Consider the following 14,198-nt stretch of genomic DNA (forward strand, 5'->3'; position numbering starts at 1 on the left):
ACGATGTGATGCAGCGTGAAGACGACAATATGCTCGCGCTCACCCGTCTGCGCGCGCCCCATATCGAGCGCGAGAAGTCGAAGCAGCGGGCCTTGCGACAGATCGAACGGCTGCGCGCTCTCCATGCCGATGCGACGGCGCGCTTCCTCTTCCCGCTCGATCTCCGGCAGAGCGCCGAGATCGATCAGCGACGGCGCCAACTCCAGCCGATCCAAAACCTCCTGCCGCGCCTCCCCCTCCCGCGCAACGAACCGTGTCCGCAACACATCGTGACGTCGCACGATCTCATTCAACGCCGCAACGAGCAAATCGAAGCGAAGCTGTCCGATCAGACGAAATGCGCGCCCATTGTTGTAGAGCGGGCTATTCGGCGTCACCTGCTCGATGAACCACAGCCGCTGTTGCGCGAACGATAAAGGCTTCTCGGTAGCCGATCGTTCAAACGCGATCGTATCGGCAGTGTTCCTCTCCTCGAGACGCTTCACCAATAACGCCCGCATTTCGGGAGGCAAACGCGCAATACGTTCGATGAGCTCGCTCATTTTCATTCTCCCAAAACAGGTCAGATCAATGTCACAAAACGAATTCGGCCTTGCCGAAAAGCAGCTCGCCGTCCACCTGCGCCTCTACTCGGAGTCGCCGAATAAAAGCTCCGATTTCCGCCATATAGACGTCGCCTTCGGATGGCTGCAATGCGAGCAGATATCGAACCCAGGGTTCACGCCCCACGGCATAAATGAAGGCCCGACGGCAGTCGATCGCGCGCGCGAGCTCGAAAGCCGCAGATGCGTTGCAGCCGTTCGAACGCCGATCCTTGTTGTATTTGACATTCGGCTTCGTCGGCAGTACGGGACCATACACCCAGGAGAGTGGGGCGCCGACACATTCCATTCCGACGAACAAGGCGTCGATCGGGCCGAGCATTCGATGGATTTCCGTATATACGGTCGCATCGAGGCAGTTCGAATCCGCCCCAAACAAAATACTCCGTCCGTTCATCTGCACGAAGTATCCGGATTTGGCGCTGGGCAGATCATTGTGCTCGCCGAGAAATGGAACCGCGACGATGCGCCCGCCGAGGATCGGCAATTCATCGAGGCACTCGACTTCCGTCACATTGCGGAACCCGATCTGTCCCGCAAGCTGCCGCAGCGAAATATCGCCGAAAAATGCGTCGGCGTTTTTCGGCACGATCAGAGTTCCGATTCGACTGCGAAGACGCAAGAGCGTCTCTACGACGAAGTGGTCGTGATGGCCATGGGTAATGAGCGCGTAGTCGATATGGCCCGGAAGGTCGTCGAATGTATAGCGGTCGATCTCCAGGACGCTCGGCTTGATGGAAATCAGGGGATCGAGCAGTATCGAAATTCCGTTGCTCTCCACCAGCACACAGGCATGGCCGAAATAGCGAACGCGAACAGAGTCGTCTCGCCACGGCTCACGACGCCTCGGTCCGCCTTCCTCGAACAGAGATCGCAACCGCCTCTTTTCGTCTGGCGCTGCTCCCAGAAGCTCGAAAATGTCGGCCAAGGGTTTCGGCTCTCGATCGAGATCGAACAGCGCATCCACGCGCGCGTCGTCGAAACGCACGCGCCAATCATAGGCAGTCTCGTCGCTAAGCCTCGGCGTGCTGAGATAGTTGGGTCGGGAGAGATCGTGCTCCTGTCGAAAGAGGCGGAGGCACTGAAGCTCCTTCTTGTAGTATGAACTTCGATAGAGCATGCCTTCGAGACAGCGAATGATCGGTCGGTCGTAATAATCGTAAATCAGCTCTATGAACCCGCGTAGGCTTTTCGGGGCGCGTTCATAATAGCTCTGGAGGCTCTCCCCCTTCGCCTCCTCGACGATTCGATTCTGGAAGTCGCTCAACCCGCGGGCGAACTCGACATTGTCTGCGAGCTTTTCCTCCATTTCCGCCAGCAGCGCCGCAACCTCCCCGGACCGTTCCTTCGCAATATCGACGAAGGGCCCGCCGAGGAGGCGGGGATCCCGACAGCATGTTTCGTGTAAAGCGGGATTCGAAAGATAAGACCGAAGCGTCTGCATCTGATAATTCGTCAAATGCATGCTGAATAGCGCCGGCGCCATCACATGGGCCCACGCCACCCACCGCCCGACGAGCGGCTCGACGCACGTGCTTTCCGCAAGTCGATAAAGCGTGTCGCTAGACATTATCGCTCGCTCCTCGGGTCCGTTCCGTCTGTGGGACGGAGAGCGGCTCCACCACACGCTCGATCTCCGCCAGAAGCGACGTCAGTTCTTCGACGTGGGGGTCGCTATCGATCGCGCCTTCGATTTCCCGTGCGAACTCCCGCAGGCGCCCGTTATCGAATAGCGCGGCGACGGAAATATTTTCGCCCAGCAGCTGTTGCACTCTGGCGATCACCTGAATCGCCGAGAGCGAATTGCCTCCAATCTCGAAGAAATCATCGTCCTCGCCGACCGATTCCAGCCCCAAAACGTCCCGCCAGATCTCCGCGAGCAATTTCGTGAGCCCACTCGAATGCGGCTGCGTCGAACGCCGATCCGGAACGGCGGCGGTCGTTTCGATTTTCAGCGCGCGGCGGTCGATCTTACCATTGGGTAGTTTTGGGAGCGATTCCAAGATCACGACGCGTTCGGGAACCATGTAGCTCGGCAGCCGTTCAGCCAAATAGCTCTGAATAGCGATGTCACGTTCCCGCGTGGCGATGAAGGCGGCGAGCCTCGTTGCTCCCTTTTCGTTCGTGGCCACGACAGCGCCTTCATCCACGCCCGCATGACGAAGAAGCACAGCCTCAATTTCCATGGGCTCGATGCGATAGCCTCGCACCTTCACCTGATTATCGACACGCCCGAGAAAATCGAGCGCGCCATCGGCGCGACGACGCACCTGATCGCCCGTCCGATACAATCGTTCTCCCGGAGCGCCGAACGGGTTCGGCAAAAAGCGCTCGGCCGTCAAACCGGGACGCCCGAGATAGCCGCGCGCCAGCCCGAGTCCCCCAGCGTAGAGCTCGCCTGCAACGCCTTCCGGCAACACCGCGCCTCCGCAGCCGAGAACCAGAGCCTTGGCCCCCGGCGCCGGCTTGCCGATGCTCATCGGCTCGCGCTGATCTTTCTCGATAGCGGCCACCGTGTTCCATACCGTACACTCGGTCGGGCCATATTCATTGAACAGCGCAACTCCTGGAAGGCGCTCGAAATGGGCCGCCACCATCTCCGCTCTGCATTCCTCGCCGGCGACGATGACGCAGTGCAGCGTCGCGCATGCCTCGGGACAAGCGAGCCGCGCGATCACCGAATAAAGCGACGGCAGACACAAGAGATGCGAGATCGACTGCTGTTCGATCATCCGAATCAACGCGCCGGGATCCCGGCGTGTGCGCTCGTCCGGAATACAGAGGCGACCGCCGTCGAAGAGCGTCCAGAAGACGCCCGCGACGGAACTGTCGAAGGCGATCGACGACAGAAGGAGATAGGCCTCGACCGGATCGGAGTAATATTGCCGCCGCGCGAGTGTCGAAGCGACTGCGGCGCCGTGAGTTATCATCACGCCTTTGGGCGCGCCCGTCGAGCCGGATGTGTAGATCAGATAAGCGAGGTTTCCTGGTTGCGCGGTAACGGGCAACGCGCTCGTCGGCTGCGCCGCCAGCAGCTCGGCGTCGCTGTCGAGGAAAACAAAAGGAGCCGCCATATCGGGCAGAACACGCGCAGCGCTCTGCGTTGTCACGATCGCAACGGCTCCGGAATCGGAAATTATGTGCTGAATGCGCGCGGCCGGATAAGACGGATCGATCGGCACGTAAGCGCCGTTCGCCTCCAGGATGCCGAGGATCGCCACGATCATATCAACGGAAGGTTCGACGAGAACGCCGACAGGCGTGTCCGGCCCGACGCCGAGGCTCGCGAGGTGATGTGCGAGCTGCCGCGCACGCACACCGAGCCGGCCATAGGAAATGCGTGACTCGCCCGACACGACTGCGTCTGCCTCCAGCAGAGCGGAGGCCCCGACAATCTGATGTAGAAGTGCGCCGTCGCTCGTCTGGCGCCTCAATTCCGCCTGCGACGTTACGATGATCTTACCCGCGCTTTCGGTGTCGAGCAGTGACAACGTCGATATCGGCGAATCTGGATGCTCGACCGCGCTACCGGCCAATGCGTCGAAATGCGTCGCCATTCTCGTGATTGTGGAGTGATCGAACAGATCGCAATCATATTCGATCCTCGCTCTCAACCCCGGCCGGTCGTCGAATACGTGCAGGACAAGATCGAAAGCAGACGACTTCGTGCTGGTCTCCTCGACTCGAATTGTCAGCCGGGGCAGCTCGAGCTTTTCGGCGGGAAGGTTGTGCAGGACGAACGCCACCTGGAACAGCGGATTATGGGCGAGCCCACGCTTCTTGACCAATTCCTCCACGAGCTTTTCGAAGGGAGCGTCTTGATTCGCTTGCGCGTCCATAACGCATTCGTTGATGCGCGCCAAAAGCGCCCGAAATGACGGATCATCCGCATATTGCGTTCGTAGAACCAGAGCATTCGCGAAGAATCCGAGCAAGGTCTCGAGCTCCTTGCGCGTACGCGACGCGACTATGGTTCCGACAGCGACATCGGTTTGACCGGTGTAATGAAGGAGCAACGCTTTGAAGGCCGCGAGCAGCGCCACGAATAATGTGACGCCCTGCTCACGCGCGAGCTCTGTCAGCGCTCGGCAAAGAGAATCGGGCAAGCGCCATGAATGGCTGAAGCCGCTGTGACTCTGCGTCGCAGGTCTCGGCCTGTCGGTTCGCAGCGCGGACAATTCGGGAATGCCGTCGAGACGTTTCTTCCAATATTCGATCTGCCGTCGCCCGTCATCGCCCGCCATCATCTGGCGATGCCAATAAGCGAAGTCGGGATATTGAATCGGCAGCGGGGGCAGAGAGCCCGGAAGCCCCCGAAGCGCATCGGCATAAAGATGACCGATCTCCCTGATGAGCAGTCCGCTGGACCAACCATCCCAGACGATATGGTGCAAGGTCATCATCAACACATGGCGCATCGGCGCGAGCTGCAGAAGGGTCGCACGAAGAAGCGGCGGCTTTGCGAGATCGAAAGCAGTCAGGGCTTCCGTTGCCGCTCGTCGACGAACCTCGTCGTCCTGCGTTTCGGGCGTCATATCCTGGAGGTCGCAATGCGCAAGGGTCGACACGAGCGAGGGCAAGATGAACTGCGTCGGAGCGCCTTGCTTTTCGACATAGCCGGCGCGCAAGACGTCATGCCTTCTGATCACCTCATTGATGGCGGCCTCGAGAGCATCGACGTCGAGATCGCCATCCAGCCAGGCAAGCAGAGGGATATGATACAGAGCGGAGTTCGTGTTCAAGCGACATTGGAACCAGATGCGCTCCTGACCGAAGGACAAGGGATTCTCGAATTGAGGCCGAGTCGGAATTTCGCTGAGCCCATCGGTCTTGCGTCCACGCAGTCGCAAGGCGAGGAGTTCCGCCTTCGCATCCGACAGGCGCGACTTTCGACTGGCAGGGCTTATTGCATTTGTGGTCATCGTCACAAAGGCTCCGCTCTCTACTGCTTTGATCAGATCCGAAGATGCTGTTCGGCCGTCTGCCGTTGAAGCGCCGCCGCCGCTTCTTCTTCGGTCACGGATTCCAGCGCTTCGAGGATCGCATCCTCGACCCTTTCGGCGAGCGTCGCCACCGTCGTCGCTTCGAAGATCGAGCGCAGTGGAAGCTCGACATCGAACGCCTGACGTATTCTCGAGCGAATTTGGATGGCCAGCAGGGAATGACCACCGAGTTCGAAAAAATTGTCTTCGACGCCGACGACCTTTACTCTAAGAACCTCTGCCCAAATATCGCACAGCAATTCTTCGGTCGCGTTCCGTGGAGCCGTGTGTCGCCGCGCCAAGAGCCGATCCGCTTCGCCATCCGGCAGCCTCTTGCGATCGACCTTCCCATTCGGAGTCAGCGGCAAAGACTCGAGGAAGACGAAGGCCGCAGGGGCCATGAATTCGGGTAGTCTCTGAACGACGTGCTCGCGCAGCTCGCCAGCGTCGACAACGCTGCCTACGACGTAAGCGACGAGGCGATAGACGCCTTTCGACACTTCACGCGGCATGACATAGGCTTCGCGCACGGCGGTATGAGTCATCAGGCACGCCTGTATCTCGCCGGGTTCGATTCGATTGCCCCGGATCTTGATCTGATGATCGACGCGACCGAGAAATTCGAGGACGCCGTCGCTACGCCATCGACCGAGATCGCCGGTTCGGTAGAGGCGTCCGCCGTCCCCGCCGAACGGATCGGGAAGGAAAGCAGCGGCCGTGAGATCCGGCCTGCCCAAATATCCACGTCCGACCTGCACGCCGGTCGCGCATATCTCTCCGGCCGCTCCGATCGGCGCGAGATTCAGCCACGGATCGACGACGTAGAGCTTCGTGTTATCGACGGGCCGTCCGATCGGGACGCTGAGTTCGTCGCCCTCCGGCGGCGCCTCGATCGGGTGATAGGACACATCGTCGGAACATTCGGCAGGACCATAGGCGTTGAGTAGACGCACCCTCGGAAAGCGCGCCATGAAGCGTCTGCAGAGTTCCGGCGTGAAGGCTTCGCCGCAGGGCAGCAGCCAGCGCAGAGAGTCGAGCTCGCGGCCGCTCTCGACGGCGTCCAGCAGCGCCTGGATCATCGACGGAACGGCTTCGAGGATCGTGACGCCTCTCGCTTCGATCTCGCGAAGGAGGCGAGCCGGATCGCGCGAAATCTCGTCCGGGAAAATTTCGACGCGCGCGCCGATCGCCAGCGCGGTGAGAAATTGCCACACGGAAATGTCGAAGCATTGGGAAGCTGTCTGTGCGATGACGTCGGCGGGCGCAAGATCGAGCGCACGCTCCTTGGTGATGAGATTGTTGAACATTCCTCGCCGCTCGACAGCCGCGCCCTTCGGCTTTCCGGTGGATCCAGATGTATAGATCACGAATGCGAGGCTTCTCGGACCATATCGCCGCGCGAGATCGGCTCCGCAGTGTCGCTCCGCCGCGATATCGCTGTAGCCGACCACCCGAGGAGCAACGCCTCCGCACTCGACGAGGAGCGCTTGCGTCCGTTCACGGACTGCTGATCCGGCGACCAGCCAACGCACTCGCGCCTCTTGGAGCACCTGCGCGATACGGCTGTCTGGATAGGCCGGATCGAGTGGGAGATAGCCGCAGCCTGCTTTGAAGATTCCAAGCATCGCGGCGAGAAAATCGATGCCACGCTCGTCCAGAAGGGCGATCGCCTCATCAGGCTCGACGCCATGTTCGATCAGGCCGCAGGCTATGCGATCGACCCGCAGCGCGAGGTCGGAGTAGGTGATCGATCGGCCGCCACAACGCGCCGCGATATCTTTCGGCCGCTCCGACGCCTGTCGTTCGAATCTCCCGATGATATCGCAGGGCTCGGCATAAGAATGATTGGTCTCGTTCCAGGTTTCGGCCACGAGACGACGCTCGTCGGCGCCGAGCGCCGCAAATTCGCCTAATCTGGCGTTGGGACTGCGGATCGTCATCTCCAGCAAGCGCCGGTAATCATCCAGCAGCCGCCGCGCCGCGGCCGGATCGAGGCGATCGTTCGCGTAAGTGATCTGCAGGTGAAGGCGCGGCCCCGGTATGACCACGAAGGTCACAGGATAATTCGTGTGCGTTCGGTGCCAGCTGTCGGTGAAGCGCCAGCCAGCGCGCGATTCGAGCAGGCTCGAATCGACCGGCGCATTTTCATAGGTCAATAGATATTGAAACAACTCATTGCCGCGCGGGACCTCGCTCCATTCCTGGACTTGGGTCAGCGACACATATTCATGGTCTCGGATCGCGTAATTCTGCTCGAGAATTCTGCTCAGGAGCGACGACAGGCGCTCGCTCGGGTCGATGACGACGCGAAGCGGCAATCCGTTGATGAACAATCCGAGTATCTGCTCGACATGCGCGAGATCGGCCGGACGTCCAGACACGGTGATTCCGTACGCCACTTCGGCGCGCCGCGTATAGCGCGCCAGCAGGAGGGCCAGGGCCGCTTGCACGAAGGTGTTGGGCGTGACGTGGAGATCTCGCGCGACCTGATCGAGGCGTGTGGTGTCGTCGTGCGAAAGATGCGTCACGACGTCTTCCACCACTTTGGTCCCGTGATCGCCTGAGGTTGGCGATCGACGACCGAAGAACGGCGTCGGCTCGCCGAATCCTTCGAGATTGCGACGCCAGAACTCCTCCGCCGCGCCCATGTTCTGTCGGCTCAGCCAATCGACATAGGCACGGAAGCCGTGACGTTCTCGCGGCGGAGCGCCGCCCCCTTCGATCAGAGATTGATAATTGCTCCTCAGTTCTTGGAGAATCGATGATGTGCACCATGCGTCGAACAGAATGTGGTGATGGCTGCGGATCAGCAGATAGCGCTTGCTCCGCAGGCGGAACAGCCGAATTCTCACGAGCGGAGCTTTGCGCAAATCGAAGCCCTCGCTCCGCTCTTTCGCCAGGAGCAGATCGAGACGACGGGTTTGCTCGCCCTCCTCCAGCTCCATCCAATCCACGTAAGCGAAGGGCAATTCGAGGCTGTGATGAACCACTTGCCGCGGCGCCGGCGTTCCCTCCCAATCGAATGACGTTCGGAAAATCGGATGCGCATCGGCGATGGCTTGCCAAGCGCGTCGAAACTGCTCGACGTCGACGACGCCTTCGATCCAATAGCGGTGCTGCATCACATAGACGCCGGAACCCGGCTCGGACAGCGTGTGAAACAGCAGGCCCTCCTGCAAAGGCGTCAGCGCGTAGGCGTCTTCGATGTCGAAGCCGCCAGCTTGCGTCTGTTCGTCCACACGAACGACGGCGCGGTCTTGGGCGATACGCGCGTCGACGCCGCTTCTCGTGGCGAGCGTCGGCGCCAGCGCCGCTATGGTTTGATGCCGAAATATCTGGCTCGGACTGAGCACGAGGCCCAAGCCTCGCGCGCGGCTCGACGCTTGAATGCTCATGATCGAGTCGCCGCCGAGCGCGAAGAAGTTGTCTTCGACTCCGATCCGATCGATGGCGAGAACATCCTGATAGACATCGGCGAGAATGCGCTCGGTCTCATTGCGCGGGGCGACATAGGCGTCGTGCAGCGGCGAAGACGCGTCCGGCTTCGGAAGCCGCCTGCGATCAATCTTTCCGTTCGCCGTGACCGGAAGGACGTCGAGAATCGAGAAGGCCGCCGGAATCATATACGAGGGCAAGGAGCATGAGAGGCGCGCGCGCAGCGCATCCGTCGGGACCTCGTGGCTCCCTTCCATTACGAGATAGGCGGCGAGACGGATTTGGCCGCTCGCCTCTTCGAATGGCGCGACCACCGCCTGGGCGACTCCGTCACATTCGAGAAGCCGCGACTCGATTTCGCCGAGCTCAACACGAAAGCCGCGGATTTTGAGCTGCTGATCGATGCGGCCGAGAAATGTGACGGCTCCGTCGGCTGCGATACGTCCGAGATCTCCCGTCCGGTATAGCCGATCCCCGGCAGCGCTGTATGGATCGGGAAGGAAGCGCTCTGCCGTCAGATCCGGCCGCCCAATGTAGCCTCGGGCCAGTCCGGCGCCGGCGACACAGATTTCGCCGATCGCTCCCTGCGGCGTTGCGGCGAGATCAGCGCCGAGCACATAGACCCGCGTGTTGTCGATCGGCCGCCCGATCGGAACATTGTCCTCAGCGACCGACGCGGCCACGCTGGCGGTCAGCGGAAGCACCATGGCGCCGACCGTCGTTTCGGTCGGACCATAATGATTGAAAATGGCGCAGCCGGCGTCGGCGGTCTCGAGGCGCTTCACCAGGGAGAGCGGCAGGCGTTCGCCGCCGAAGATCAGCGCCTTGCGCGGCAGCGGCGCGCCGTTCTGCAATGTCGGTAGCAGCGCCCGATAATGCGAGGGCACGATCTTCAGAACGTCGATCGGATGCTGCGTGAGATAGTCCGCGAAACACTGTGGATTCGTCGCCTGCTCGGCGCTGAGCACATGCAGGCAGCCGCCGCTCGCCAGAGACGGAAACACCGACGTGTGGCCGAGATCCGCTGCGAGCGTTGAAGCGAGAGCGAAGTGACGGCCGCTTTCATTTCCCAGCGTCGCCAGGATCGCGCGAGTGTAATTGACGAGTCCGCCATGGGTGACTGCGACCCCTTTGGGCGAACCTGACGAGCCGGATGTAAAGATGACATAGGCCAGATCTCCGGCGCAGGCTCGGATCGTCGGCGCAACGCTCGACTGCGCCGCGATCTGCGTGGCATGGCTCTCGAGAAGGATCGGTTCGACGCCATCGAGTCGCGAGCGCTCGAACCACTCCTTTCGGCACAGCAGACGTCGCGCGCCGGCGCTGCCCAACATGGCGGCAATGCGTTGTGGCGGAAGTTCTGGATCGATGGGAAGGTAAGCAGAGCCGGCCTTGAGAATTGCGATGATCGTCACGATCGTGGCGGCCGAACGCTCGACACAGAGTCCGATCGGCGCGTCACGTTCGACGCCGTTTTCAACGAGGAAGTTGGCCAGCCGATTGGCTTCATGCTCCAATCGGCCATAGGTGTAGGAGCCGTCCGCGCCGACGACCGCGAGAACTTCGCGGTCCTTCTCCGCCCATGCGGATACGAGCTCGTGAATGAGCGGGCCATGCACGTGACGAGGCGTCGCTTCCGAAGCGCCTGCGGCGCCCCGTAGCGGCAAACAGCCGATGCGCGCGTTGGGATCGGCGACGATTGCATCGAGCAGGGCCTCGAACTGTTCAGCGAGACCGACTATCGTCGCATGGTTGAACAAAGCGCGATGATATTGGAATGCGCAGGCGAGGCTGCTCTCGGTGCGCGCCGCAACCAATTTCAGGTCGAATCGCTCGATATGCGTTGCGACGGCAAGACCTGAAATCGTCAGATCGTCCCAGGTCACCGTCTCGCTGTCGCCGCAAAGCGGCAATTGCGCATAGGCGCGATCGGCTCCCGATTGGGCCTGCTGCAAGGCGAACCAGGTTTGAAACACCGGCCATTGGCCCGCACGGCGCTCCGGCTGCAGACGCTCGACCAATTGAGAAAATGGAAACTCTTGATGAGTCAGAGCCTCCGAGACGACGGTCTGCACCTCGCGAAGATAGTCGACGAAGCGCATTCGCGGCGCGACGCGGGAACGCAGCGCCAGAGGATTGACAAAATTGCCGATGACACGGGAGAATTGAGCGCGGTGGCGGCCGCTGCTCGCGGTTCCGACGATGATGTCCGACTGATTCGTATAACGATAGAGAAGCACCTTGTACGCCGCGAGGAGCAGCGCGAACAAAGTCGTTCCATTCGCCTGGGCGAGTTTGTCGAGCTTCTGGGTCAGTCCGGCGTCGAGGTGCGAATGAACGCTCGCGCCGAGATAGTCCGCCTCGACCGGCCGAGGATGATCCAGTGGCAACGCCAGAATCGGCAGCTCGTCGCCGAGGCGACCGCGCCAATAGGCCCAATCGGCGTCTGCGACGGGGCTCTGCAGATACGTCTTCTGGCTCGAGACGAACGCGTGATAATCGGCGGCCCGCGGCGGCGCGACGAGCGATCCTGTTCCGCTCCGCCGCGCCGCATAGGCCTCGCGCAACTCCTCGAGCAGCAGGATCAACGACCAGAGATCGATGGAAATATGATGCGCGCACAACAGCAGGATGGAGCCTTCGCTTCGGCGGTAGAGAGTCGCCCTCGGCGCGACGCCGAGCTGCAGCGCGAAAGGCTCGAAGATTCGGGCCGTGATATCGTCGTGGAGCTGCGTCTCCGCCCAATCCAATGCCTCCACGAAGTGGAAATTGTCTTCGACCTCCGCAAGCTCCAATACGGATCGGACAATCTGTTCTCCGTCCATCCGATAGGCGCTCCGCAGCATTGCATGCCGCTCGAGAATATCCCGGAAGGCCAACCGCAGCTTCTCTCTGTCGACCTCGCCGGACATGCGGACCGTCAGATGGAGGTTGTAGGCGACGCTCGAAGGATCGAGCTGATGCACCGCCCATATCGCGCGCTCTGTTTCGGATAGCCCGCGCTCCTGCGCATGTGCTGCATCGGCCTGGGCGGGAGTCAAATCCGCGATCGCCTCCGCTGCTTCCGCAAAACTGACGTCCGAGAACAGCAGCGACAATGGAACATCCGCGTCCACAAGCGATGCGACTGCGTGCGCGAGCTCGACGAGCCGCAAGGAATCGAGCCCGCTTCGTCGCAGGGAAATGTCGCCGCTGAGAGCGCCTTCGGAGACATTCAGCAGCTTCGCCGCGGTAGACGTCAGAAAGCGGGTGATCAATGCCGCTTTTTGCGTCTTGGGCAGAAGCGCGACCGCATCGCGTAGCAGCGCATCCTTTCCTCGATCCGAAGCCTCCAGCTCCTTCGAATTCGAGTCGGCGTCTTCGCTCTTCTCGCGTGCGATAATTTGCAGCGCGTTCTCGAGATAGAGCCGACGACATTCGCCGCGCCGAATTTTGCCGCTCGACGTCTTTGGAATGGATCCCGACTTGACCAGAACGATCTCGACAGGCGAGACCTCGCATTCGCTCGCAAGACGATCGCGAGCAGATCGAAGCAATGCTCGCGCGCAATTGTCATCCCGCAGCGCGTTCAAAATCGACCGACGCGGTTCGAGCGCCATCACAAAGCCTTCTTGCTCTCTGATCGTCACCGAAAATGCCGCAGCGCAGCCGGGACGGATCTCGTCCATTTCCTCGGCCACATATTCGAAATCTTGCGGGTAGAAATTGCGCCCTCCGATGATGACGAGATCCTTCAAGCGACCTGTGACATAGAGCGCGTCATCCTCGAGGAAGCCGAGGTCGCCGGTGCGCAGAAAAACATGCGCGCCCTCGCCGGCGATCCGTGCTCGAAAGGCCTGTTCCGTCGCGCCATCCCGGCGCCAATAGCCTGATGCGACGCTCGGTCCTCTGACCCAAATCTCTCCGACTTCGCCATCCACTCGTCGGCGCATCGTCTGCGGATCGACGATGGCCACCTCATGTCCCTGCCAGGCGCGTCCGCATCCGACGATGGATGCGTCGACGCCCGTCCGCAGATCCAGGCCTTCTCCCTTGTCGCGCTCGCCGCGCGCCGCGTGTCGCATCGAGAGGGCTTCGCCGAAGCACGGCGCCGTCACCACCAATGTCGCCTCGGCGAGGCCATAGCACGGAAAAAAGCTCTCCCGGCGAAAGCCGCATTCGGAAAAGGCCGCTGCAAAGCGGTCGAGCGTCGCCGCGCGGACCGGCTCTGCGCCGCTGAATGCGATCGCCCATGACGCGAGATCGAGAGTCGCCTTTTCCTCGCGCGTGATCTTGCGAACGCAGAGGTCGAATGCGAAATTGGGTCCGCCGCTCGTGTGCGCGCGATAGAGTGAGATCGCCTGCAACCAGCGGACCGGCTTTTCGAGAAACGCCATCGGCGACATCAAGATCGCCGTGGCGCCGACATAGAGTGGCTGCAGAATGTTTCCGATGAGCCCCATATCGTGATAGAGCGGGAGCCATCCGACGAGTGTCGATCGCCGGTCGTGACCGAATCTCTCCTTGATGAGCGACTGATTGGCGATGAGGTTTCGGTGGCTGACCATCACCCCACGCGGAGAGCTCGTCGAGCCCGAGGTATATTGCAGAAAGGCGACTTGGTCCGGCTCGACCGCGATCGGACGCCACTCTCCCTCGCATGGTCCGACGCAGTCCGATAAAGTCCAGCGACAACCGCTCGCTCCGAGCTTCTCCTCCGCTTCGGCGCCGATCCGCTCGCGAAGCGGCGCGATCGTCATCACCGTCGCCGGCGCCGCGTCGACGAAGATCGACTGCAGCCGCTCGAGATGACGCCCCGACGGCGGATAGGCGGGAACGCCGATCACGCCGGCATAGAGACAACCGAAAAACGCCTGGATGTAATCGAGGCCCGGCGGATAGAGCAGCAAGGCGCGCTGCCCCTCGAGTCCCTCCGATTGAAGCTGCGCCGCAATCGCTTTTGCGCGACGATCGAGCTGCAAAAATGTGAGGCGCGCCGTCTCCCTCTCGCCATCTTCGAGAAAGATATAGGCCGTATCGTCTGGTTGCGACGCCGCGCGCAAACGGAGTAGCGTGACGAGGTCCGTCGATGCCTCGCACGATCTTTCATCGGCCTCAGCAAGCAGCGTCATCGAGGTCATGATCGTCTTTTCTCCAGGCTCTTCGAACCGGCTAAAATCGACGCTGCGCGGGTCGCTCC

General features: G+C 61.2%; 4 protein-coding genes. All 4 read right to left on the reverse strand.

The window, feature by feature from the left end:
- A partial coding sequence (locus K3F48_RS20430; RefSeq protein ID WP_222577290.1) for a condensation domain-containing protein occupies positions 1-542 on the reverse strand: 542 nt, incomplete at its 3' end.
- A 31-nt stretch (positions 543-573) separates the two neighbouring features.
- The gene (locus K3F48_RS20435; RefSeq protein ID WP_222577291.1) at positions 574-2,172 is read right to left on the reverse strand and encodes an MBL fold metallo-hydrolase; all 1,599 of its coding nucleotides are present in this window, start codon (positions 2,170-2,172) and stop codon (positions 574-576) included.
- A complete protein-coding gene (locus K3F48_RS20440; RefSeq protein WP_222577292.1) occupies positions 2,165-5,383 on the reverse strand; it encodes a non-ribosomal peptide synthetase in 3,219 nt (1,072 codons plus the stop codon). The genes K3F48_RS20435 and K3F48_RS20440 overlap by 8 nt, the downstream gene beginning before the upstream one ends.
- 173 nt (positions 5,384-5,556) lie before the next feature.
- Positions 5,557-14,130 (reverse strand): non-ribosomal peptide synthetase, encoded by an 8,574-nt coding sequence (locus K3F48_RS20445; protein WP_222577293.1) that lies wholly within the window; start codon positions 14,128-14,130, stop codon positions 5,557-5,559.
- Between the last annotated feature and the right edge of the window lie 68 nt (positions 14,131-14,198).

Origin of the sequence: Methylosinus sp. Sm6, from assembly GCF_019802345.1 — a bacterium.
Lineage (GTDB): Bacteria > Pseudomonadota > Alphaproteobacteria > Rhizobiales > Beijerinckiaceae > Methylosinus.

Coding starts and splice junctions, on each gene's coding strand:
- K3F48_RS20445 (WP_222577293.1), bottom strand. CDS start 14,130: ATGACGCTGCTTGCTGAGGCCGATGAAAGATCGTGCGAGGCATCGACG.
- K3F48_RS20435 (WP_222577291.1), bottom strand. CDS start 2,172: ATGTCTAGCGACACGCTTTATCGACTTGCGGAAAGCACGTGCGTCGAG.